The sequence below is a fragment of the Streptomyces javensis genome, assembly GCF_039525925.1.
Classification (GTDB): Bacteria; Actinomycetota; Actinomycetes; order Streptomycetales; family Streptomycetaceae; genus Streptomyces; species Streptomyces asiaticus.
Genome location: NZ_BAAAIF010000080.1, coordinates 1 through 24,437, shown reverse-complemented (window position 1 = coordinate 24,437; position 24,437 = coordinate 1). Strand labels below are relative to the sequence as shown.

General features: G+C 73.0%; 12 protein-coding genes. All 12 read right to left on the bottom strand.

Going from position 1 to position 24,437, the window contains the following annotated elements:
* Window positions 1–60 precede the first annotated feature (60 nt).
* Window positions 61–1,470: an NDP-hexose 2,3-dehydratase family protein gene (locus ABD329_RS40985; protein ID WP_198278772.1), complete on the bottom strand. Its 1,410-nt coding sequence runs from the start codon at window positions 1,468–1,470 to the stop codon at window positions 61–63.
* Window positions 1,464–2,450 carry an aldo/keto reductase gene (locus ABD329_RS40980; RefSeq protein WP_198278771.1) on the bottom strand — a complete coding sequence of 329 codons (987 nt, stop codon included), beginning with the start codon at window positions 2,448–2,450 and terminating at the stop codon, window positions 1,464–1,466. Before ABD329_RS40980 ends, ABD329_RS40985 begins: the two co-directional genes overlap by 7 nt.
* A complete protein-coding gene (locus tag ABD329_RS40975) occupies window positions 2,450–3,415 on the bottom strand; it encodes an NAD-dependent epimerase/dehydratase family protein (protein ID WP_344317752.1) in 966 nt (321 codons plus the stop codon). The genes ABD329_RS40980 and ABD329_RS40975 overlap by 1 nt, the downstream gene beginning before the upstream one ends.
* Window positions 3,416–3,507: 92 nt before the next feature.
* Entirely contained in the window at window positions 3,508–4,176 is a 669-nt protein-coding gene (locus ABD329_RS40970) for a response regulator (protein WP_344317751.1), read from the bottom strand.
* Window positions 4,173–5,435: a sensor histidine kinase gene (locus ABD329_RS40965; protein WP_198277225.1), complete on the bottom strand. Its 1,263-nt coding sequence runs from the start codon at window positions 5,433–5,435 to the stop codon at window positions 4,173–4,175. Before ABD329_RS40965 ends, ABD329_RS40970 begins: the two co-directional genes overlap by 4 nt.
* A 1-nt stretch (window position 5,436) precedes the next feature.
* Entirely contained in the window at window positions 5,437–6,174 is a 738-nt protein-coding gene (locus tag ABD329_RS40960; RefSeq protein ID WP_037962594.1) for an ABC transporter permease, read from the bottom strand.
* Window positions 6,175–6,196: 22 nt separating this feature from the next.
* Complete coding sequence (locus ABD329_RS40955; RefSeq protein ID WP_020866317.1) at window positions 6,197–7,111, bottom strand: ABC transporter ATP-binding protein; 915 nt, start codon at window positions 7,109–7,111, stop codon at window positions 6,197–6,199.
* Between the two features lie 191 nt (window positions 7,112–7,302).
* Complete coding sequence (locus tag ABD329_RS40950; RefSeq protein WP_198277224.1) at window positions 7,303–7,899, bottom strand: dTDP-4-dehydrorhamnose 3,5-epimerase family protein; 597 nt, start codon at window positions 7,897–7,899, stop codon at window positions 7,303–7,305.
* Complete coding sequence (locus ABD329_RS40945) at window positions 7,896–9,149, bottom strand: activator-dependent family glycosyltransferase (RefSeq protein WP_344317748.1); 1,254 nt, start codon at window positions 9,147–9,149, stop codon at window positions 7,896–7,898. The genes ABD329_RS40950 and ABD329_RS40945 overlap by 4 nt, the downstream gene beginning before the upstream one ends.
* A gap of 14 nt (window positions 9,150–9,163) precedes the next feature.
* Window positions 9,164–9,949: a thioesterase II family protein gene (locus ABD329_RS40940; RefSeq protein WP_198277222.1), complete on the bottom strand. Its 786-nt coding sequence runs from the start codon at window positions 9,947–9,949 to the stop codon at window positions 9,164–9,166.
* 57 nt (window positions 9,950–10,006) lie between these two features.
* Window positions 10,007–16,357: a type I polyketide synthase gene (locus tag ABD329_RS40935; protein WP_198277221.1), complete on the bottom strand. Its 6,351-nt coding sequence runs from the start codon at window positions 16,355–16,357 to the stop codon at window positions 10,007–10,009.
* Window positions 16,358–16,395: 38 nt separating this feature from the next.
* On the bottom strand, window positions 16,396–24,437 hold an 8,042-nt coding region (locus tag ABD329_RS40930), incomplete at its 5' end, for an SDR family NAD(P)-dependent oxidoreductase (RefSeq protein WP_344317747.1).

Genomic DNA, 24,437 nt, shown 5'->3' with positions numbered 1-24,437 from the left:
CAGCGGCCACGATCCGAATAACCCCTAGCTCCGCCTGGGTCGCGCCCCCTAGGCGCCCCCCTATACGGCCAGGGAGTGCAGACAGGCGATGAGCGTGCGGGCCTCGACGTTGACGTAATGGCTGTGGCGGATCAGGTCGAGCAGCTGACGCACCGCCATCCAGCGGTAGTACGGCGGCTCCTCGGGGACGGCGCTCAGCTCCGTCTCCACGATCAGATAGCGGTTGAAGGCGTGGAAGAAGCGGCCGCCCTCCTCGGAGAGCACGGTGTCGAACCGCACCCGGTCGGCCGGTGCCTCCACCACCTCCTTGAGGAACGGCGGCGTGGCCCCCTCGGGCAGATGGGTGTAGTTGCGCGGGGTGCACTGCACGGTGGGGGCCAGCTCCACCACGTCCGTGTAGCCGGGTTCGGCGCGGGCCTGCACCAGCACATGCGGCACCTTGTCGGCGTAGGCCAGCAGAAAGGCCGCCACACCCGGTCCATGGGGCTCGATCATGGGCTGGGTCCAGCCGCCCACCTCGCGGCCGCCCGCCGTCACGTCCACGGCCATCACGCTGAAGAAGCGCCCGCTCTCATGGGAGATGCGGTGGGCGTTGCGGTGCCAGCCGGTGGTCTCCCGCAGCGGTATCCGCTCGGTGAACACCTCGCGCTCGGTGCGCAGTCCGGTGATCCAGCTGAGGATGTCGGCGTCGCGGTGGAGGACGTGCCGCCCCGGCCGTTCCGGCTCCACGGCCCCGGGCGATACGGCGGCCGGGAAGGTCTCCTCCGGGTCCAGCGGGGAGTGCGGCAGACAGGCCAGGACGCTGCGCGCGTCCATGTTCACCAGGTCCTCCACGGCCAGCAGGTGGTGCAGCTGGCCCAGCGTCAGCCAGCGGAAGCCGTCGCGCACCTCGACGTCCGTCTCGGGCCCCACCTCGACCAGCATGTTGCGGTTGCGCTTGCGGAAGAACCAGCTGCCCTGCTCCGACTGGCGGACGTCGGCGAGCACCCGGTGCCGCTCCGTCCGCTGGAAGTACTCCAGGTACGGCACCGCCCGGCCCTTGTGCACCCGGGTGTAGTTGCTGCGGGTGGCCTGGACGGTGGGCGACAGCTGGAGTCCGCCGTGGTTGCCGGGCTCCATCTTGGCCTGCATCAGGAAGTGCGGTACGCCGTCGAAGTCCTTGACCAGGATGCCCAGGATGCCGATCTCCGGCTGGTGGAGGATCGGCTGGCGCCACTCCTCCACCGGCGCCCCGGGCATCCGCACCCGGATGCCCTCGACGGTGAAGAACCGGCCGGTCTCATGGACGAGGTTGTGGGTGTCCGGCGCGAAGTCCCAGCCGCGCATCGCCTCGAACGGGATGATCTCGATCCGGGACTCGTCGGCGTCGACTCGCTCGCGGAACCAGCGCTGGAAGTCGGCGAGCAGGGTCACCGAGCTGTCGACGGTGGCGGCGGAGCGGATCAGCCGCTCCTGGAGCGTGCTCACCACGCCCACGCCTCCGGTCCGGGGCCGCCGTTGCCGATCGGCGGGAAGAGCCGGTCCAGTTCGGCCAGCACCTCGTCGGACAGCGTCAGCTCCATGGCCTTGAAGGCCCCGGTCAGCTGGTCCAGGCTGCGCGGTCCGATGACGGGCGCGGTGATGCCGGGGCGTCCCAGCACCCAGGCGAGACCCACCTCGGCCGGGTCGGCGCCGAGGCCGTCGCACAGCTTCTCGTACGCGGCGACGGCGTCCCGGTGGACCTCCAGCGCCTGGGCGGCCCGGCCCTGGGCGGTCTTCATCGCGGTGCCCTCGGCCAGCTTGCGCAGCGCCCCGCTGAGCAGCCCGCCGTGCAGCGGTGACCAGGCGAGCACCCCGACCCCGTACCGCTGGGCGGCGGGGATCAGCTCCAGTTCGACATGGCGGGTGACGAGGTTGTACACGCTCTGCTCGGAGACGATGCCGAGGAAGTGGCGGCGGGCGGCGGCCTCCTGGGCCTCGGCGATGTTCCAGCCGGCGAAGTTGGACGAGCCGACGTAGCGCACCTTGCCCTGCCGGGTCAGCGTCTCCATCGCCTGCCACACCTCGTCCCAGGGGGCGTGGCGGTCGATGTGGTGCATCTGGAACAGGTCGATCCAGTCGGTGCCCATCCGGCGCAGCGAGTCCTCGCAGGAGGCGATGATGTGCCGGGCGGACAGTCCCGAGTCATTGGGCCAGTCGGTCATCGGGTTGAAGACCTTGGTGCCCAGCACGACCTTCTCGCGCCGGCCGCCTCCTCGCGCGAACCAGCCGCCGAGGAACTCCTCGGTGTAGCCCTTGTGCTTCTGCCAGCCGTACTGGTTGGCGGTGTCGATGAAGTTGACCCCGCGGTCCAGGGCGGTGTCCAGGATCGCGTGGCTCTCCTCGTCGCTCGCCCTGACCCCGAGGTTCAGGGTGCCCAGGCACAGTCGGCTCACCTTGAGGGCGGTGCGGCCGAGATAGGTGTACTGCATCAGTGTCCTTCGGTACGGGCCGCCGCGGCAGCCGGTCGGCTGGAGGTGGCGGAGGCGGCCCACAGGTCGTGGAGGGATTCCTTGAGGGCCACCTTCGGGGACCAGCCCATGAGCCGCCGGGCGAGACGGATGTCGGCCTGGGTCCAGCTGCCGCCCTTGCTCCGCACGGCGCCGCTCTCCTCGCGCACCAGACGGTCGGGGACCTGGGAGGCTGCGATCAGCAGCCCGGCCAGTTCGCGCATGCTGAAGGCGTCGCCCTGCCCGATGTTGAGCACCCGGCCGGTCACCGGGCTGCTCGCGGCCAGCACCACGGCCTCGGCGACATCGCGGACGTCGATGAAGTCGCGCCGGTCGTCGACGAGGGTGACGGTGAGCGGAGCGTCCTCGGTGGTGTGGCGCAGCCGGTGGGCGAGCCCGCCGAGGAAGCTGCCCCGTGGGGTGCCCGGTCCGCAGACGTTGGTGACGCGCAGCACGCAGCCGTCGACGCGGCCCGCGTCCGCGGCGCCCAGCACGATCCGGCTGCCCACGAGCTTGGTGCGGGCGTAGGGGGTGCGGGGGGCGGTGGGGTGGTCCTCGGCGATGGCCGTGCCGTCGGGGACGGGGCCGTACTCGTGCACCGAGCCCAGATGGACCAGGCGCGGCCGCCTGGGGAGGGTCGCCACGGCGTCCACCAGCCGGTCCACGAGCGGGATGTGCGAGGCCGTCATGCTCGCCTCGTCGCCTTCCCAACTGTCGCCCGCGGCGTTGACGACGAGATCGGCGGACCGCGTGGCCCGGACGATGTCCTCGCTCGGCGCGGATACCGCGTCAAGTCCCAGAAAGACGACTCCGGGAATGGGTTCGGCGGGTTTTCTCGCTATTGCCAGGACTTCATATCCGCGCTTGGCGAAAGCTCTACAGATATGTCGCCCGATGAATCCGGTGCCGCCGATGACAACGGCCTGCCGATCTCGGATGTGGCCCATATCGCCACCGTATTGGCGCCGCTTCGAGCGGAACAACCCCTACCCTCGGCCACCCCTATCGGCCACCCCTATCACCGCCCCGACCTGCGATGTCATTCGAATAGATGTCGTTTATGGGCCTCGCTGACCGCTGCCGCGCGATCCTTCACCCCGAGTTTCTCGTAGACATGCAGAAGATGCGTCTTGACCGTCGCCTGACTGATGAACAATGCGGCCGCGGCCTGTCGATTCGTGGCCCCGTCCGCGATAAGCCTGAGCACTTGGAGTTCACGGTCGCTCAGCGGGCCCTGGGTGGGTTTGCGTACCTGACCGAGAACGCGTCCGGTGACCGCGGGCGAGAGGACGGACTGACCCGAGGAGGCGGACCGCACCGCGCGGGTGAGCTCCTCGCGCGGGGTGTCCTTGAGGAGATAGCCGGTCGCCCCGGCGGCCAGCGCGCCCATGACGTCGCTGTCGGTGTCATAGGTGGTCAGCACCAGGATCCGGGCCTCCGGGTCGCCGCGCAGCAGCCGTTTGATGGCCTCCACACCGCCCATCCGGGGCATGCGCAGGTCCATCAGGACCACATCGGCCGGCTGCCGCTCGTACAGTTCGACGGCCTCGGCTCCGTCACCGGCCTCGCCGGTCACCGTGAAGTCGGGGTCCCGCTCCAGCACCCCGCGCAGCCCGTCGCGGACCACCGGGTGGTCGTCGACGATCAGGATACGGATGGGGCTGGGGCTGGGGCCGGGGGTGCCGCCGCCATGGGTGTTTCCGCTCATGCACCGGCTTCCTGGGGGATCACGGGGACGGCCGCGCTGATGGCGGTGCCCTCGCCTCGGGCGCTTTCGATGTCCAACGTACCGGCCACCCGGCCCAGTCGGCGCCGCATCGCCACCAGCCCGAGGCCATGGCCGCCGGAGGTGCCGGCCCCGGCCGCCGCGGCCACGGGGTCGAATCCGACGCCGTCGTCGAGCACGTCGAGGACCACCACGTCCTCCATGTACGACAGGGTGATGCCCACCTTGGAGGCGCGGGCGTGCTTGGCGATGTTGGCGAGGGCCTCCTGCGCCACCCGGTAGAGCGTGGCCTCCAGTTCGGCGTGGAGCGGGATGGCGGTCCCGTTCGTCGCGAACGCCACCTTCGGCTCCCGCTCCTGTGACCACCCGTCGACCAGCGACTCCAGGGCGTCCGGCAGGGTCCGGGACTCCAGTCGCTCGGGGCGGAGCGCCTGGACCGAGCGGCGCGCCTCGGCGAGGCTGTCCCGGGCCAGGTCCTTGGCGGCGACGAGATGGCGGCGCCACACCTCGCGGTCGCCCTCGGCGTGTTCGGCCGCCTCCAGCTGCCGGATGATGCCGGCCAGCCCCTGGGCGAGGGTGTCGTGGATCTCCCCCGCCATCCGCTGGCGCTCGTCGAGCACTCCGGCCTCGCGCGCCTGGGTGATCAGCTGGGCGTGGAGTCCGGCGTTCTCGGTGAGCGCGGAGCGGAGTTCGGCCACGGTGCGTTTGCGCCGCTGATGCTGTTCGTTGAGTCTGCTCGACAGCAGGTTGATCCAGCCGATCACCACGGTCTGGAAGGCGATGGCCGCGAGATAGCCGACCACCGCGCCGGTCGTGGGCCGGGGGAAGCCGTCCGGCACGGTGTTGACGACGAACGAGGTGGCCGCCACGGACACCAGCGCCCAGACGGTCGGCAGCAGCACCAGCGCCTGGAGGAACCCGGTGGCGGCGAACAGCATGAACACCTGGTCCCGCGCCATCAGGACGGCGGAGAGGGCGAGCAGCCCGGCGAAGTAGACGGCCGTGCGCACCGGGCCGTACGGCTGCCTGCTGCGGCGGCCGGCGGGCAGGGTGTAGGTGGCCAGGATCCAGCCGGCGGCCACGGCCGCGAGGCCCAGCGTGGTGAGCAGCCGCCGGGCCGGTGGCGGGCCGTGGACCAGGCTCAGGGCCGTGGACAGAAACAGCAGAAGGTAGGGCAGCCCTCCGAACAGGATGTCGGAGTGCCGCTCCCACCGTCCGCCGTCATCCTTGGACGCGCTCACCTCACTCCCAGCGGAACAGCTTGGCCGCGGCCGCGGTGGCGGCCACCGCGATCACTCCGAGGACGGTCAGGTGCAGCGTCTGCGGCCACTGGTTCTCCCAGGAGTCGCGCAGCGCCTGGAGCGCGGCGCCCAGCGGGGTGTAGTCGCCGATGGTGGACACCGTCTCCGGCAGGTCCTCCTTGGGGAGGAACGCGCCGCCGAAGAAGAGGCTGGGGAAGAGCAGCGACAAACCCATCGCGGTGGCCGACTTGCTGCTCGGGGCCACCGCCGCGATCACCAGGCCGATGGAGAACAGCGCCCAGGTGCCCAGCACGAAGCTCACCAGGAAGGCCGGGACGTCGCCGGGCAGTTTGGTGTCGAAGGCGGTCTTGCCGACGATGAGCACCAGCACCGCGGAGACCGCCGCGGTGACCAGGTTGATGAAGAGCTGGGCGAGCAGCAGGTTCCCGGGGTGGATGGGGCTGGCGGCCATGCGCCGCAGGATGCCCTTCTCCCGGTAGGTCGCGAGGGTCGTGGGCAGCAGGTTGAGGGCCAGCATCGTCAGACACAGCGACATGGCCATCGCGGGGACGAACGCGGCCATCGACGCCTTGGTGGCGGCGTCGTCGTCGGACTTGGTGGTGACGAAGTGGAAGATGGCCAGCAGCATGATCGGCAGCGCGATGACGAAGAACACCGCGGTGGGATCGCGCAGGAACAGCTTGCTCTCGACGTAGGTGAGCTTGGTGCGCCCGGACATGGCAGAAGTCTCCTCGGCGGCTTTAGTTGGCGGGCTTGGAGCCGGTCAGGGCGACGAAGGCGTCATCGAGACTCGCCTGCTCCAGGCGGAGTTCGTTCGCCACGATCTGATTGCGGGCCAGGACGGAGATCACGGCGTAGACGACATTGCCCTTGCCGACCACCGTCACCTGGGACTTGGACCGGGTCACACTGCTCACCTCGGGCAGCGAGGTGAGCAGCTCGTCGTCCATCGGGACGGACGGCTTGAAGCGGATGATCTGCTGCTCATCGACCCGGGACACCAGTCCGGAGGGGGTGTCGAGGGCGACGACCCGGCCGGATTCGATGATGGCGATCCGGTCGCAGAGCCGCTCGGCCTCCTCCATGAAGTGGGTGACCAGCAGCACGGTCACATCCTGCTCCCGGACCTTCTCGATCAGCTTCCAGGTCTCGCGCCTGGCGTGCGGGTCGAGCGCGGTGGTCAGCTCGTCGAAGACGGCGATCCTGGGCTTGCCGACGAGGGCGAGCGCGATGGACAGCCGCTGCTGCTGGCCGCCGGACAGCGAGCCGTAGGCCGTGTCGGCCTTGCCGGACAGGCCCCAGTCCTTGATGAGCTCGCGCCAGTCGACGGGGTCGCGGTAAAAGGTGCTGTAGAGCTCGAGCGCCTCCCACACCTTCATCTTGGGGGGCAGCTCGCTCTGCTGGAGCTGGATGCCGATGGACTCGCGCAGCTCGGCGAGGTCCTTGTCCTTCAGCGGGTCGAGCCCCATCACGGAGATCTCGCCGCCGTCGCGCTTGCGCATGCCCTCGATGCACTCCACGGCGGTGGTCTTGCCCGCTCCGTTGGGGCCGAGGATGCCGAAGATCTCGCCCTCCTCCACGGAGAAGGACACGTCCTGTACCGCCACGTGATTGCGGTATTCCTTGCGCAGGTTACTGACCTCGATCAGCGGCATCGGCCCGGGTCCTCCTCGCTCGGTTCTCTCACTCTTCCACCGTAGGAAGCGGATATCCCCGGGGGATCGGCCCATCGGCTGCCCACCGGGCTGATCCTCCCTCCACCGACCGGCCGACCGGCCGCATCAACCGATCGGTGGATGGGGGTCGACCCGGCCGGGTCAGCCGTGGCCGACGCGTGCCCGCCGGGTCAGCCGCGCCGGGCGTGCAGCGCCCGGCAGACCTCGTAGGACGGCAGCAGACCGGCCCGCTCGGCCTCGGCCAGCCCGGGCGCGTTCCGGTCGCGTTCGGAGACCAGGTACTCCAGGTCATTGGGCCAGGGCAGGCCGAGCGCGGGGTCGAAGGGGTCGATCTCGTGCTCGGCGCCCGGGTTGTACTCCTCCGAGTTGAGGTAGGCCGCCACCGTATCGTCCCGGAGCGCGATGAAGGCGTGGCCGAGGCCCTCCTCCAGGTACACCGCCCGGTACGAGACGGGGTCGAGACGCACACTGTCCCAGCGGCCGAAGGTGGGCGAGCCCACCCGCAAGTCCACCACCATGTCGAGGAGTTCGCCGCTGACGCAGGTCACCATCTTGGCCTGGCCCGGGGGCACGTCCGCGTAGTGCACCCCGCGGATCGTGCCGCGCCGGGAGACGCTGTGGTGGTTCTGGCCCAGGCGCAGCGGATGGCCGACGGCCGCGGAGAAGGCCGATTCGGTGTAGTGGGCGACGAAGGCGCCGCGCTCGTCGCGGTGGACGTCCGGACTGAACTCGTAGGCGCCGGGCACCGCCAGCTCGCGCACCTTCATCGGCCGTGCTCCATGGTGAGCTTCTCCAGCACCGGCACCACATCGTGCGGGGTGGGGGTGCGCAGGTTCTCCTCGCGCAGCCGCCCGGCGGTCTCCTTGTACGACGCGTCCTTCAGCAGCCGCTCGACGCTCTCCCGCAGCACCTCGGCGGTCAACTCCGAGGCGTGGACGACGAGTCCGGCACCGGCCTCGTGCAGACTGGTCCCCTTGTTCCACCAGTCGGCGTAGCGGATGGTGGGGATGAACTGCGGTACGCCGCTCGCCAGCGCGGTGCCCCAGGAGCCGAAGCCGCCGTGGTGGATGAGGACCGAGGCCCCGGGCAGCAGGGCGTGCAGCGGAACGAAGTCGACGATACGGGTGTTGGCGGGGACCTCCGCCAGCGTCTCGACCTCCTCGGGCGGCAGCGCGGCCACCACGTCGATGTCCATGCCGCCCAGCGTGTCGATCATGTCGGCCACCGGCATGAAGGTGCCGCCCAGGGCGGCCCGCGCGGAGACCCCGGAGGTCAGCACGACCCGCGGCCGATCGGGGGTCTCGCGCAGCCAGTCCGGGATGTCGGAGGGGCCGTTGTAGGGCAGATAGCGGACCGGGACCCGCTGGACCGACAGCGGGAGCTGGAGGCTGGTGGGGATCTGGTCGATGGTCCACTGGCCGACCACGACCTCCTCGTCGAAGGTGCGGTCGTAGCGGGCGAGGATGGAGCCGAGCCAGTCGGCCATCGGGTCCTCGCGGCGCTCCTCGGGCTGTTCGGCGAGGCGGGCCAGGAACACCTCGCGCATCTTCGCGTAGATGTCGATGCACCACAGCAGCCGGGCGTGGGCGGCGCCCACCACCCGGGCGGCCACCGGGCCCGCGTAGCTGACCGGGTCCCAGATGACCAGGTCGGGCTGGAAGTGGCGGGCGTAGTCCACCAGCTCGTGCACCATGCAGTCGTTGTAGGTCTGGTACGCGAACATCACGCTGATCTTGAACTTCATCAGCACCTGTTCCCAGGAGTGCTGATCGAGCTCGGGGGTGGACCAGTCGGAGAGCGGGTTCTCCAGCGACTCGCGGTTCTGCGTCAGCATCTCGTGGAGGTTGTGGTCCTTGCCGACCGAGACGGCCGTCAGACCCGTGCTCTTGATGGACTCGGTCAGCGCGGGATTGCTGGCGACATGCACCTCGTGGCCGGCCGCGACCAGCGACCAGGCGAGCGGGACCATGGTGAACAGGTGCGATTTCTCGGACACCGTCGCGAAAAGGATGCGCATCGTGGGTTTCTCTCTCAGTCGATGGGTCGTCGGGTGCGGGCGGTGGCCGCCCGCAGGGTGTCCGTGATGACTCCGGCCACCGCCGCCTTCTGCTCACCCAGGTAGAAGTGGCCGCCGGAGAAGACCTCCAGCCGGAAGGAGCCCGAGGTGTGGTCGCGCCAGCCCGCCACTTCCGGGGCGGTGACGCGGATGTCGCTGTCACCGGTGAGCCCCACGATGTCGCAGGCCAGCCGGGCGCCGGGCCGGTATTCATAGGTCTCGGCCGCCTTGTAGTCGCTGCGGATGGCGGGCAGGGCCAGCCGCAGCAGTTCGGCGTCGCCGAGGATCCGGGAGTCGGTTCCGCTGACCAGCTGGAGTTCGGCGATGAGCCCGGCGTCGTCGCGCCGGTGGATGCCGAGGCTGCGGTGGTGTGAGGGCGCGGGCCGGCCCGAGGCGAAGAGCGCCACGGGCACGGTCCCCAGTTCCCCTTCGAGCAGTCTGGCCAGCTCGAACCCGACGCTCGCGCCCATGCTGTGGCCGAACAGCGCGATCGGCCGGTGTGCGGTGAGCGGCTTCAGCGCCTCGTAGATCTCGCGCGCCATCTCGTGGATGTCCTCGATGGGCGCGTCATGGCGGCGGTCCTGCCGCCCCGGGTACTGGACGGCCAGCGCCTCCACGGTCGGCGGCAGCAGCTCGGAGATCGGGAAGTAGAAGCTGGCGGCTCCTCCCGCGTGCGGCAGGCAGACCAGACCGACCTCGGCCTCCGGGCGCGGATGGAACCTACGGAACCACAGGCTCTCATCGGTGACGGGCAACGCCATGGTCATCGTTCCTTGTCTGATGCGGGGAGGGCGCCTGAAACGGGATGTCCGGGCGGGTCAGGCGCCGTCGCGCCCCAGGCGCTCCAGCCAGTCCTCGATGGCCTGGGCGGTGGGGAGGGAGTGGTCCTCCATCATGGTGAAGTGGTTGCCGCGCACATCGACGATGTCGTGCGGCAGCTCCCAGAAGGACCGCCAGTCGGGCAGCTCCTCCAGCTTCAACGAACCGGTGGACAGCGGCTCCAGCGCGCGCACCAGGAGGGTCGGGGTCTCGATCGGCTCGGGGTCCCAGCTGCCGAAGAGGTTGAGATACCAGCCCATGGCCGACAGCCGGGCGTCGTCCATGGTGACGAACACGCCCTCGCGCTCGGTCATCCCGTCCATGAGCGAGAGCCCGAACTGGTTGAGGATGCTGCTCTTGGGCACGTACGTGTCCACCAGGACCACCGCGGTCGGCCGGATGCCCATCCGCTCCAGATGCCCCGCCGCCGCGTGGGCGAACCAGCCGCCCGCCGAGGAGCCCAGGAGCACGATGGGCTGCCCGTCGGCGGCCTTCGCCACCGCCTCGGCCTGGGCGGCCACCACCGCGTCCGCCGTCTCCGGCAGGGGCTCACCGCGGCCGAAGCCCGGCAGCGCGAGCGCCGACACATCGCGCCGGCCCCGCAGCGAGGCCGCGAACCGCGCGTACTGGTGGATGCCCGCGACCGCCAGGCACGAGGAGAAGCAGAACAGATGCTGCTCGGCCGGGCCCTTGCTGAGCCGGACCGGCATCGGCAGCTTCGCCAGCTCGGAGGGGCCGCTGAACCGGGGCCGCAGCGCCGCGGTGGCGTGCAGCAGGTCGAAGATTTCCTTCCACTTCCCGGTCTCGAACGCCTCGGTGTACAGCGTGCTCAGCGTGGTGGACTCCCCCGCCGCCGCGGCGGGCGCCGCGCCGGTGGGTGTCTGCTCGGCCGGGCCCGACTGCCGGGCCGCGGCCAGTTCGGAGCGGAGCCGGGCGGCCAGATCGGTGGGCGTCTCGTGGTCGAAGACGAGCGTGGCGGGCAGCCTCAGCCCGGTGGCCGCGTTCAGCCGGTTGCGCAGCTCGACCGCGGTGAGCGAGTCGAAGCCGGAGTCCACGAACTCATGGGCCGGGCCGATGGCGGACGGGTCCGGATGGCCGAGCACGGTGGCCACCTGCGTGCACACCAACTCCACCAGCACGGCGTCCTGTTCGTCCCCGGGCAGCGCGGCGAGCCGTTCCCGCAGCGCGGAGCCGCCGCCCGGCGAGCCACCGCGGGTGGTCGCGCCCGCCCGGCGCGCCGGTGTCCGCACCAGTCCGCGCAGCAGCAGCGGCACCGAACCGGAACCGGCGCCCGTGCGCAGCGCCGCGAGGTCGACCCGCATCGGGATCAGCAGCGGGGTGTCCAGGGCGAGGGCGGTGTCGAGCAGTTCCATGCCCTGCTCGGAGGAGAGCGCGGCCACGCCCGAGCGGGCGGCCCCGGCCGTGTCCGCCGTGCCGGTCATCGCGCTGGTCCGCGCCCACAGCCCCCAGGCGAGGGAGTGGGCGGGCAGCCCCTGGGCCCGGCGGGCCTGGGCGAAGGCGTCGAGGAAGCCGTTGGCGGCCGCGTAGTTGCCCTGGCCCGCGCCGCCGAGCACACCGGCGGCCGAGGAGAAGAGCACGAACGCGGCCAGGTCCAGCTCCCGGGTGGCCTCATGGAGGTGGAGTGCGGCGTCGACCTTGGGCCGCAGCACGGTGTCCAGCCGCTCGGGGGTGAGCGAGGAGATCACCCCGTCGTCCAGCACCCCGGCGGTGTGGAACACCCCGGTGAGCGGACGGTCCGCGGGCACCTGGGCCACCAGGGCGGCCACGGCGTCCCGGTCGGCGGTGTCGCACGCCGTCACGGTCACGGTCGCGCCGAGCCCGGTCAGCTCCTCGCGCAGTCGCCCCGCTCCCTCGGCGGCCGGTCCCCGGCGGCTGGTCAGCAGCAGATGGCGGACGCCGTGATGGGTCACCAGGTGGCGGGCGAGCAGCCCGCCGAGCGTCCCGGTGGCGCCGGTGATCAGCACGGTGCCCTCGGGGTCCAGCGGACGGGTGGCGCCGGTGGCGCCCTGGGCGCGGGCGAGCCGCGGGGTGTGCGGCTGTCCGGCGCGCAGCGCTAGCTGCGGCTCCCCGGAGGGGAGGACCGCCGGGAGGGCCCGTAGGGACTCCTCGTGCTCGTCGAGGTCGACGAGGGTGAACCGGTCGGGGTTCTCCGACTGCGCCGAGCGCACCAGCCCCCAGACGGCGGCGCCCGGCAGGTCGGTGACCTCCGCGCCGGGCGCGGTGGCCACCGCGCCGCGGGTGACGAACACCAGCCGGGAGTCGGCGAACCGCTCATCGGCCGACCAGTTCCGGGCCAGCTCAAGGGCGGTGCGCAGGGAGTCCCGCACCGCGTCGGCCGGTGCGCCGGGTCCGGCGGCGCAGGACACCAGGACCGCCGCGGGGGCGGCCGTACCGGCGTCGACGGCCGCGCCCAGCGACTCCAGGTCCACATACGACTCCAGGTGGACCCCGGCGGCGAAGAGGCTCTCCGTCATCCCCAGCCCGTCGTCGCCGACCAGCGCGGCCCGGGTCAGCGGGGTGGGCTGGTCGGAACCCGCGAGCGCGGGCCAGTCGAGCTGGAACAGCGACTCGCTGCTCGCGGCGCGGGCACCGCTGAGCTGATCGCCGGTCATCTTCCGCAGCAGCAGGCCCTCGACCGTGGCCACCGGGCGGCCGGTGGGGTCGGCCACCGCGAGCGCCACGGTGTCCTCCCCGGCCGGGGAGATCCGCACCCGCACCTCGTCGGCCCCGGCGGCGTGCAGCGACACCCCGGTCCAGGAGAACGGCAACCGCCCCTGCGCCGTCTCGGGGTCCTCCCCGGCGAAGAGGGTGCCGAGCGCGATGCCGTGCAGGGAGGCGTCGAGCAGGGCCGGGTGGATTCCGTACCCGGCGGCGGCCGGCCGCTGCTCCTGGGCCAGCCGCACCTCGGCGAACACCTCGTCGCCGCGCAGCCAGGCGGCGCGCAGGCCCCGGAAGGCCGGGCCGTAGCCGAAGCCACCCGCCGCGTACCGCTCGTACATGTCGCTGACGTCGAGTTCGGTGGCGTCCGGCGGGGGCCACGCCGTGAGCTCGGCGGGGGCATCCGGGGTGGCGGTGGTGAGCGTGCCGGTGGCGTGCGGGGTCCACGGCTCGCCGAACCCGGCTCCCTCGGGGCGGGTGTGGACGTTCAGCGGGCGCCGTCCACCCTCGTCGGGTTCGCCGACGGTCACCCGGAGGGTGAGCGCGCCACGCGCGGGGAGGATCAGCGGCGCCTGGAGGGTCAGCTCCTCGACCTGGTCGCAGCCGACCTGGTCACCGGCCTGGATCGCGAGCTCGAGGAACGCGGTGCCGGGGAAGAGGACCGTGCCGGAAACGGCGTGGTCGGCCAGCCAGGGCTGGGCGGCCAGGGACAGCCGTCCGGTGAGCACCAGGCCGTCGCTGTCGGCGAGTTCGACGGCCGCGCCCAGCAGCGGATGCCCGGCCGAGCCAAGACCCGCCGAGGTCACATCGCCCGCCCGGTCCGAGCCGTCGAGCCAGTAGCGCTGCCGCTGGAAGGCGTACGTGGGCAGTTCCACCCGCTGGGCGCCGCGGCCCGCGAACACCTTCTCCCAGTCCACCGCGCCGCCGTGGGCGTGTACCCGGCCCACCCCGGCCAGCAGCGACTCGGCCTCGCCGCGGTCCTTGCGCAGCAGCGGGACGAACGCGGCGGCGTCGGGGTCGGCGACGCACTCCTGCCCCATCACGGACAGCACACCGGACGGGCCCACCTCCACATAGCGGGTCACGCCCTGGTCCTCGAGGAACCGCATCCCGTCCTGGAACCGCACCGGCTGCCGCACATGGCGCACCCAGTACTCGGGCGAGCACAGCTCCTCGGCGACCGCGTCGCCGGTCACATTGGACACCACCGCGATCCGGGGAGCGGCGTAGCTCAGCTCACCGGCGATCTTGGCGAACTCCTCCAGCATGGGGTCCACCAGCGGCGAGTGGGCCGCGAGACCGATCCGCAGCCGCTTGTTCTTGACGCCGACCGCGTCCGCGATCCGCAGGACGGCCTTCTCCTCGCCGGAGATCACGGTGGCGGCCGGGCCGTTGACCGCGCCCAGGGACACCTGGCCCTCCTCGCCCGCCAGATGGGGCAGCACCTCGGCCTCGCCGGTCTGGAGCGACACCATCGCGCCTCCGGCGGGCAGCGCGTCCATCAGCCGGCCCCGGGCCGCCACCAGCGCACACGCGTCCTCCAGCGGGAACACGCCCGCCACATGGGCCGCCGCCAGCTCACCCACCGAGTGGCCGACCAGGAAGTCCGCGGTCACGCCCCAGGACTCCAGCAGCCGGTACAGCGCCACCTCGACGGCGAAGAGACCGGTCTGGGTGTAGAGGGTCCGGTCGAGCAGTTCGGCGTCCGCGCCGAAGACCACGTCCCGCACCGCGTGCCCGGCATGGCCGTCCAGGTGACGATCGAGCTCGGCGCAGACGGTGTCGAACGCGGCGGCGAAGACCGGGAAGGCGGTGTGCAGGGCGCGTCCCATGCCGAGCCGCTGGGCGCCCTGCCCGGTGAACAGGAACGCCGTCTTGCCCGCACCCGCCACCGCGCCGGGAGTGGCACCGGAGGCCAACTGGTCGAGTTCGCCGAGCAGTTCGGCGTGGCTCGCTCCCACGACCACCGCACGGTGGGCGAAGGCGGAGCGGGTGAGCGCCAGCGAGTAGCCGATGTCCACGGGGGACGGCCCGGGCGCGCCCGCCAGGTAGGACCGCAGCCGCGCGGCCTGGGCCCGCAGGGCCTCCTCGGTCCGCCCCGACAGCGGCCACGGCACCAGGTCGGACACGGCGGCGGGCGCGGTGGCGGGCGTTGTGGCGGGCGCGGTGCGGGGCGTTGCGGCGGGCGCGGTGCGGGGCGTTGTGGCGGGCGATGTGTCCGCGGGCGTCCCGTCGGCGGGTGTCCCCCCGGCGGCCTCCTCCGCCTCCTCCGCGGTCTCCTCGGCGGGGGCCTGCTCCAGGATCACATGCGCGTTGGTGCCGCTGAAGCCGAAGGCGGACACGGCGGCGCGGCGCGGTCGTTCGGCCTCCGGCTCGGGCCACGGCCGGGCCTCGGCCAGCAGCCGCACCGCGCCCGACTCCCAGTCCACGTTGGGCGTGGGCTCCTCGGCGTGCAGGGTCTTGGGCAGCACGCCGTGGCGCAGCGCCAGCACCGTCTTGATGACCCCGCCGACGCCCGCGGCGGCCTGGGTGTGGCCGATGTTGGACTTCAGCGAGCCGAGCCACAGCGGCCGGTCCTCGGGGCGGTCCTGGCCGTAGGTGGCGAGCAGCGCGCCCGCCTCGATGGGGTCGCCGAGCGGGGTGCCGGTGCCGTGTGCCTCGACCGCGTCCACATCGGCCGCGGTGAGCCCGGCGTCGGCCAGCGCCTGCCGGATGACGCGCTGCTGGGACGGGCCGTTGGGGGCGGTCAGCCCGCTGCTGGCGCCGTCCTGGTTGGTGGCGGAGCCCGTGACGACCGCGAGCACCCGGTGGCCGTTGCGCCGAGCGTCCGACAGCCGCTCCACGAGCAGCATGCCCACGCCCTCGCCCCAGCCGGTGCCGTCCGCGGAGGCGCCGAACGCCTTGCAGCGGCCGTCGGAGGCGAGCCCGCGCTGACGGCTGAAGTCCACGAACGCCACCGGTGTGGACATCACCATCGACCCGCCGACCAGGGCCAGGGAGCACTCCCGCCTGCGCAGCGCCTGGGCGGCGAGGTGCAGGGCCACCAGCGAGGACGAGCAGGCGGTGTCCACGGTGACCGCGGGCCCTTCGAGACCGAAGGTGTAGGCGATACGGCCGGAGGCGATGCTGCCGGAGCCACCGCTGCCCACGTACCCCTCGACATCGTCGGGCACCTGGCGCAGCCGGGTCGCGTAGTCCTGGTACATCACGCCCGCGAAGACGCCGGTGCGGCTGCCGCGCAGCGTGGCCGGGTCGACCCCGGCCCGCTCCATGGCCTCCCACGCGGTCTCCAGCAGCAGCCGCTGCTGCGGGTCCATGGCGAGCGCCTCGCGCGGGGAGATGCCGAAGAACGCGGGGTCGAAGTGGTCGGCGTCGGTGACGAAGCCGCCTTCGCGCGCATAGCTCGTCCCCGGCTTGTCCGGGTCCGGGTCGTAGAGGGCCTCCAGGTCCCAGCCCCGGTCGGCGGGGAACTCGGTGACCGCGTCACGGCCGTTCGCCACCAGCTCCCACAGGTCCTCCGGCGAGGCCACGCCACCGGGATAGCGGCAGGCCATCCCGACGATGGCGATGGGCTCGTGGTCCTTTGCCTCGGCCTCCTGGAGGCGCTGGCGAGTGCGGTGCAGATCCGTGGTCACTCGCTTGAGGTAGTCGCGGAGCTTTGCCTCGCTCACCGTTTACCGCCCATCTCTTTGAATTCCAACTCCGTGCACTACAGGCCGAGTTCGTTCTCGATGAAGTCGAAGATCTCGTCGTCCGAGGCGGCGTCGATGCGGCCGGCGACCGCGTCCTCCGCGTCCTCCGGGCCCTGGCCGAGCCGTACCAGCAGGTCCTGGAGGCGCGAGGCGAGCGTGGTGCGCGCCTCGTCGTCGGCGGCGACCTTGGCCAGGTTGCCTTCCAGGGCGTCGAGTTCGGGGAAGGCCATCGACGCGGCGGTGAATGCCTCCGGGGCGATCTCCGCCTCCAGGTACGCGGCGATCGCGGTGGACGTGGGGTAGTCGAAGAGCAGGGTCACCGGCAGACGCCGGCCGGTGGCCTTGCCGAGTTGATTGCGGAGCTCGACGGCGGTGAGCGAGTCGAAGCCGAGGTCCAGCAGACCGCGCTCCGCCTCGACCGCCGCCACCGACTCGAAGCCCAGCACCCCGGCCACGGTCGTGCGGACCAGGTCCAGCAGGAACCGGCCGCGCTCGGCCTCCGGCAGGCTCGTCAGATGCTGCTTGAGCCCTTCGGGCCGCGCGGGCGCGGCCCCGGCTCCGGCGGCGGTCCGCCGGGCGGGCCTGCTGGCGGGCGCGGCCCTCACCAGCCCGCGCAGCAGCGCCGGTACCTCACCGGACCCGGCTCCGAGCCCCGCGGTGTCCAGCCGCATCGGCAGCACGACGGCGGCGTCCACGGCGCGTGCGGCGTCGAAGAGCCCGGCGCCGTCCGCCGAGGAGAACGGGACGATGCCACCGCGCGCCAGCCGGTTCAGATCGGCCCCCGCCAGCTTGCCGGTCATCTCGCTGCGCTGGGCCCACAGCCCCCACGCGTGTGACTGCACGGGCCGCCCCTGGGCGCGGCAGTGCTGGGCGAAGGCGTCGAGGAAGGCGTTGGCCGCCGCGTAGTTGCCCTGGCCCATCCCGCCGAAGGTGCCCGCGATGGAGGAGAAGAGGACGAGCGCGGACAGGTCCAGGTCGCGGGTCAGCTCGTGCAGGGTGAGCGCGGCGTCCACCTTGGGCCGCAGCACTGTGTCCAGCCGCTCGGGGGTGAGCGAGGAGACCACGCCGTCGTCCAGGACGCCCGCCGTGTGCACGACGGCCGTCAGCGGATGTGCGGCGGGGACGGTGGCCAGCAGCGCGGCCAGCGCGTCCCGGTCGGCCACATCGCAGGCGGCGAGGGTGACCCGGGCGCCCGACTCCGCCAGCTCCGCGTGGAGTTCGGCCGCGCCCTCGGCGTCCGGGCCACGGCGGCTCGTGAGCAGCAGATGCCGCACTCCGCCCTCGGTCACCAGATGGCGGGCGATGACCCCGCCGATGGTGCCGGTGGCCCCGGTGACCAAAACCGTGCCCTCGGGGTCCCAGGCGGGCGGGGCGGTGTCGGGAACAGGGGTGGTGGCGAGCCTGGCCACCGTGATGTCGCCCTGGCGCACGGCGAGTTGGGGCTCGTCCAGGGCGAGCGCGGTCGGCAGGGCGAGCGCCGACTCCTCCTGCTCGTCGAGGTCGACGAGCACGAACCGGCCGGGGTTCTCCGACTGCGCGGAGCGCACCAGGCCCCAGACGGCGGCGTGCGCCAGATCGGGTACGTCCGCGCCGGGCGTGGTGGCCACCGCGCCCCGGGTGATGAACACCAGGCGGGAGTCGGCGAACCGGTCCTCGGTCAGCCAGGCCCGGAGCAGCGTCAGCGCCCGGTGGGTCGCGGCCCGTACGGCGTCGGCCACGCCCTCGGGCTCCGGTGCGCAGGGCACCAGCACGGTGGCGGGCACGGCGGCCGGGTCGGCGGGCAGCGCCTCCAGGTTGGGGTATGTGCGCACATCGAGTCCGACCAGCTTGAAGTCGTCGTCGCCGAGCAGGGCCCAGTGTCCGGAGGGCTGTTCGGGCGTCGCCGCCGAGATGTCGGCGGCCACCCAGTCGAGCCGGTAGAGCGACTCGCCGCCGGTGGCGGCGTCGCCGAGCCGTTCGGGCCGCTTGCGCAGCACCAGGGATTCGACGGTGGCCACCGGCCGTCCGATGGTGTCCGCCACGGTCAGGGCCACCGTGTCGGTGCCGCTCGGCGTGAGCCGCACCCGTACCTCACCGGCCCCGGAGGCGTGCAGCGTCACCCCGGTCCAGGAGAACGGCAACCTGCCCTCGCCCGCCCGGAGCATCGGGCCGAGCGCGATGGTGTGCAGCGCGGCGTCCAGCAGGGCGGGGTGCAGTCCGTAGGCGGTGGCGGCGGACTGCTGCTCCTGCGCCAGCCGTACCTCGGCGAACACCTCGTCGCCGCGCAGCCAGGCCGCGCGCAGCCCCTGGAACGACGGGCCGTAGCCGAAGCCGCCCGCCGCGAACCGCTCGTACAGGTCCTCGACCTCGATCGGCTCGGCACCCGGCGGCGGCCACGCCCCGCCCAGGTCGTACGAGCCCTCGGCGGCACCGGCCGCCAGCACACCCGTGGCGTGCCGGGTCCACGGCAGCGCACCGGCCGCGTCCTCGGGGCGGGAGTAGACGTTCAGGGCGCGGCGGCCGTCCTCCTCGGGCGGGTCCACCACCAGCTGGAGGGTGACGGCACCGCGCTCGGGGAGGATCAGCGGCGCCTGAAGGGTCAGCTCGTCTACCCGGTCGCAGCCCACCCGGTCACCGGCCTGGACGGCGAGCTCCAGGAAGGCGGTGCCCGGGAAGAGGACCACACCGGAGACCGCGTGATCGGCCAGCCAGGGCTGGCCGCGGGTGGACAGCCGTCCGGTGAGCACCAGGCCGTCGCTGTCGGCGAGTTCGACGGCCGCGCCCAGCAGCGGATGCCCGGCGGCGCCGAGGCCGGCCGAGGCCACATCGCCCACGGTGGCGGGCGCGTCCAGCCAGTAGCGCTGCCGCTGGAAGGCGTACGTGGGCAGCTCCACCCGGCGGGCGCCACGGCCCGCGAACACCTGCTCCCAGTCCACCGCGCCGCCGTGGGCGTGCACCCGGCCCACCCCGGCCAGCAGCGACTCGGCCTCGCCGCGGTCCTTGCGCAGCAGCGGGACGAACGCGGCCTCGGTGTCAACGCCGGTCTCGGCGTCGATGTCGGCGTCGGTCTCGGCGTCGGTCTCGGCCAGGCACTCCTGGCCCATGGCGGAGAGCACACCGGCCGGGCCGATCTCCACGAAGCGGGTCACATTCCGCTCGGCGAGGAAGCGGATGCCGTCCCCGAAGCGCACCGCACGGCGGACGTGGCGCACCCAGTACTCGGGCGAGCACAGCTCCTCGCCCGCCGCCTCACCGGTGACGTTGGAGACCACCGCGATGCGCGGCGCGGAGTAGCCGATCCCGGCGGCCACCGTGCCGAACTCGGCGAGCATGGCGTCCATCAGCGGCGAGTGGAAGGCGTGGGACACCGTGAGCCGCTTGCTCTTGGCCCCGGTCGCCTCCGCGATCCGCAGGACGGTGTCCTCGTCACCGGAGATGACGGTCGCCCGCGGCCCGTTGACCGCCGCCACGCTCACCAGGTCCTCGTGGCCTTCGAGATGCGGCAGCACATCGGCCTCGGCCGCCTGGAGCGACACCATCGCACCGCCCTCCGGCAGCGCCTGCATCAGCCGGCCCCGGGCCGCCACCAGGGCACACGCGTCCTCCAGCGAGAACACCCCGGCCACATGGGCGGCCGCCAGCTCGCCCACCGAGTGGCCGACCAGGAAGTCCGGGCGCAGCCCCCAGGACTCCACCAGCCGGTACAGCGCCACTTCGAGGGCGAACAGCGCGGTCTGGGTGAACACGGTCCGGTTCAGCGGTTCCGCGTCCTCGCCGAACACCACCTCCCGCACCGAGCCGTCCAGATGGCGGTCCAGCTCGGCGCACACCGCGTCGAACGCCGCCGCGAACACCGGGAACGCGGAGTACAACTCCCGTCCCATACCGATCCGTTGGGCGCCCTGCCCGGTGAACAGGAAGGCGGTCTTCCCGGCGGTGTCCGCCACCGTCTCCCGCGCCGTCCCCGAGGCCAGTTCCGCGAGGCCCCGCAGCAGTTCCTCCCGCTCGGCGCCGACGACCACGGCGCGGTGGCCGAAGGCCGAGCGGCCCGTCGCCAGCGCGTAGCCGACGTCCACCGGGCGCAGCTCGGGCCGCTCCTCCAGATGGGCGCGCAGCCGTCCGGCCTGCGCCCGCAGCGCCGCCTCGCCGCGCGCGGAGAGCACCCACGGCACCACGTCCGAGTCGACCGTCCACTCGGCCACCGGCGCCGTGTCCTCGGGGCCCTGCTCCAGCACCACATGGACGTTCGTGCCGCTGACGCCGAAGGCGGACACGCCCGCACGCCGCGGCCGTCCCGTCTCGGGCCACTCCCGGGCCTCGGTCAGCAGCTCCACCGCACCGGCCGACCAGTCCACGTCGGGCGAGCGCTCATCGGCGTGGAGGGTCTTCGGCAGCACTCCGTGGCGCAGCGCCAGCACCATCTTGATGACACCCGCGACGCCCGAAGCGGCCTGGGTGTGGCCGATGTTGGACTTCAGCGCGCCCAGCCACAGCGGCCGGTCGGCGTCCCGCCCCTGGCCGTAGGTGGCCATCAGGGCCTGCGCCTCGATGGGGTCGCCGAGCCGGGTGCCGGTGCCATGGGTCTCGACCGCGTCCACATCGGCGGCGGACAGGCCCGCACCGGCCAGCGCCTGGCGGATCACCCGCTGCTGGGAGGGGCCGTTGGGGGCGGTGAGTCCGTTGGAGGCGCCGTCCTGGTTGACGGCCGAGCCACGCACCAGCGCCAGCACCTCATGGCCGTTCCGCCGCGCGTCGGAGAGCCGCTCCAGCAGCAGCATGCCGACGCCCTCGGCCCATCCGGCGCCGTCGGCGGCCGCCGAGAACGCCTTGCAGCGGCCGTCGGGGGCCATGGCCCGCTGCCTGCTGAACTCGATGAAGGTGTCCAGCGTGGACATCACCACGACACCGCCCGCGAGCGCCAGCGAGCACTCCCCCTGGCGCAGCGCCTGGGCGGCCTGGTGGAGGGCGACCAGCGAGGACGAGCAGGCGGTGTCCACGGTGACCGCGGGCCCTTCGAGACCGAAGGTGTACGAGATGCGCCCGGACGCCACGCTGCTTGCGCTGCCGGTGGCCAGATAGCCCTCGAACTCCTCGGGAGCGCGGGTGAAGCGCGAGCCGTAGTCGTTGTAGCTGGCGCCGATGAAGACCCCGGCCTGGGTGCCCTTCACCGAGGCCGGGTCGATCCCGGCCCGCTCGAACGTCTCCCAGCTGGTCTCCAGCAGCAGCCGCTGCTGGGGGTCGATGGCGAGCGCCTCGCGCGGTGAGATCCCGAAGAACTCGGGGTCGAAGTGGTCGGCCTGGTGGAGGAAGCCACCGCCGGTGGCGTAGAACGTGCCCGGCTTGTCGGGGTCGGGGTCGTAGTGGCCCTCGATGTCCCAGCCCCGGTCGGCGGGGAAGTCCGAGATGGCGTCCCGGCCGTCCATCAGCAGCCGCCACAGCTCCTCGGGGGTGGTCACCCCGCCGGGGAGGCGGCAGCTCATGGCCACGATGGCGATCGGGTCGTCGTCCACCGCGGCGGTGGCGGCCACCGGCCCCGCCGGGGCGGTGGCCGCGGTGTCGCCGGCGCCGCTCTCGGCCAGCAGGAAGCGGGCCAGCGCGGTGACGGTCGGGTAGTCGAAGACGAGGGTGACCGGCAGCCGCAGCCCGGTGGCCGCGTTCAGCCGGTTGCGCAGGTCGACGGCGGTCAGCGAGTCGAAGCCCAGCTCGCGGAAGGCGCGCCCGGCCTCGACCGCCGCGGTGTCCGCGTAGCCGAGCGCGGCGGCCACTTCGGTGCTGACGAGGTCGGCCAGCGCCTCCTCGGCCTCCTGCGGCGACAGCCCGGCCAGCCGCTGGGCCAGCGGGGTGTCCTCCTCGCCCGTGGTGGCGGCCGCCGCCTCCGCCCGCCGGGCGTCGGGGAGCTCGCCGAGCACGGCGGCCCCGTCCAGGGAGGGGGTGGCGGCGATGAGCCGGTCCCACTCGACATCGGCCACGGCCACATGGGTGTCGGCCACGTCCAGTGCGCGCTGGAGGGCGGCGATCGCCAGGTCGGGCGCCATCGCGGGCATACCGGTGGCGCGCAGCCGCGCCTGGACGGCCTCGTCCACCAGCCCGCCGCCGGACCACGCGCCCCAGGCCACGGAGGTGGCGGGGAGGCCCTGGGCGCGGCGGGCGTGTGCGAGCGCGTCGAGGAAGGCGTTGGCGGCCGCGTAGCTGCCCTGGCCGGGGCCGCCGAGCGTGCCCGCGAAGGAGGAGAAGAGCACGAAGGCGGACAGCTCGCGGTCGCGGGTGAGCTCGTGCAGATGCAGCGCCGCGTCCACCTTCGGGCGCAGCACCCCGTCGGCGCGTTCGGGGGTGAGGGTGTCGAGCACCCCGTCGTCCAGGACGCCCGCGGTGTGGACGACCGCGTCGAGCGGTGCCTCGTCCGCGTCCAGCGTGGCGAGGAGTCCGGCGAGCGCGTCGCGGTCGGCGGCGTCGCACGCGGCCACGGTCACCCGGGCCCCCGACCCCCTTATCTCGTCGGCGAGTTCGGCCGCTCCGGGGGCGTCGGGGCCCCGGCGGCTGGTGAGCACCAGGTGTTCGGCGCCGCCCCGGGCCAGCCAGCGCGCCACATGGGCGCCCAGGGCGCCGGTGCCGCCGGTGACCAGCACGGTGCCGCGCGGCCGCCACGGCGCGGTGGCGTCGGCCGGTGCCGCCGAGGCCCTGACCAGCCTGCGCCCATGGACCCCCGAGGCGCGCACCGCGACCTGGTCCTCGTCGGGCAGCCGGCCCGCGAGCACACCGCACAGCCGTGCCACGGCGCGGTCGTCGAGGGTGCCGGGCAGATCCACCAGACCGCCCCGGCGCCGCGGGTACTCCACGGCCGCGATCCGGCCCAGACCCCAGCTGAGCGCCTGCAACGGATGGTCGAGCGCGTCCGCGCGGCCCACGGAGACCGCCCCGCGCGTTGCATACCACACCGGGACGTCGGCCCCGGTGTCGCCGAGCGCCTGGAGCAGGGCGAGGTTGAGGGCCAGGCCGAGCGGTTGCGCGGCGCCCGCGCGGTACGGGTCCTCGACGAGCGCGAGGAGCGAGAGCACCGCCGTCGGTTGCGTGTCCGCCGTGGCCTCGCCGAGCCCGCGGGCGAGCGCCTCGCGTACGGCATCCGCCTCGGTCAGCTCCACCAGCCGCACCTGGGCACCGCGTTCCCGCAGCGCCTCCGCGACCTGCGGGCCCTCCGGCGCTCCGGCGGGCGCGGCGATCAGCCACGTGGCACCGGCCGACGACCGGTCGTGGGCTGAGGTGAGGGCGTCGCCCAGAGGCTTCCAGGTGACGTGGTAGCGCCAGGAGTCGAGCACGGACCGCTCACGGCGCGCCCGGCGCCATGCGGCCAGCGCCGGAACCACCATGGCCAGGGACGACTCCTCGGCGTCCACCTCCAGCGCGGCGGTCAGCGCGGCCAGGTCCTCGCGCTCCACGGCGTCCCAGAAGTCCGCGTCCACCGCCGTGCCCTCGGCGGGTGCGGAGGAGCCTTCGAGCCAGTAGCGCTGCCGCTGGAAGGCGTACGTGGGCAGCTCCACCACGGACGCGCCCAGCCCGGCGAACACCGCGGCCCAGTCGACGGCGACACCACGGACGAACGCCTCGCCCAGCGAGGCCAGGAACCGCTCCGGACCACCCTCATCACGCCGCAGCGACCCCACGACCACGGCGTCCTCGGCGGTCGCCTGGAGCGGCATCGTCAGCACCGGATGCGGCGACATCTCCAGGAACGTGCCGAACCCAGCGGCCGACAGGGCCCGCACCGCCGACTCCAGCTCAACCGTCTCCCGCAGATTGGTGTACCAGTACCCGGCATCGAGCCCGGTGGTGTCGACGGTGTCGCCGGTGACGGTCGAGCAGAACGGCACCTCGGCGCGGCGCGGGCGGATCGGGGCCAGGACGTCGAGGAGTTCATCGCGCAACTCCTCGACATGGGCCGAGTGGGAGGCGTAGTCCACCGGGATCAGCTTCGCCCGTACCTCCTCCGCCTCGCACTCCGCCTGGAGCTCACGCAGCGCCTCCGGGTCACCGGACACCACGATCGAGCCCGGACCGTTGACCGCCGCCACCGAGATACGACCGT

Coding starts and splice junctions, on each gene's coding strand:
- ABD329_RS40975 (WP_344317752.1), bottom strand. CDS start 3,415: ATGGGCCACATCCGAGATCGGCAGGCCGTTGTCATCGGCGGCACCGGA.
- ABD329_RS40945 (WP_344317748.1), bottom strand. CDS start 9,149: ATGCGCATCCTTTTCGCGACGGTGTCCGAGAAATCGCACCTGTTCACC.
- ABD329_RS40980 (WP_198278771.1), bottom strand. CDS start 2,450: ATGCAGTACACCTATCTCGGCCGCACCGCCCTCAAGGTGAGCCGACTG.
- ABD329_RS40955 (WP_020866317.1), bottom strand. CDS start 7,111: ATGCCGCTGATCGAGGTCAGTAACCTGCGCAAGGAATACCGCAATCAC.
- ABD329_RS40940 (WP_198277222.1), bottom strand. CDS start 9,949: ATGGCGTTGCCCGTCACCGATGAGAGCCTGTGGTTCCGTAGGTTCCAT.
- ABD329_RS40960 (WP_037962594.1), bottom strand. CDS start 6,174: ATGTCCGGGCGCACCAAGCTCACCTACGTCGAGAGCAAGCTGTTCCTG.
- ABD329_RS40970 (WP_344317751.1), bottom strand. CDS start 4,176: ATGAGCGGAAACACCCATGGCGGCGGCACCCCCGGCCCCAGCCCCAGC.
- ABD329_RS40950 (WP_198277224.1), bottom strand. CDS start 7,899: ATGAAGGTGCGCGAGCTGGCGGTGCCCGGCGCCTACGAGTTCAGTCCG.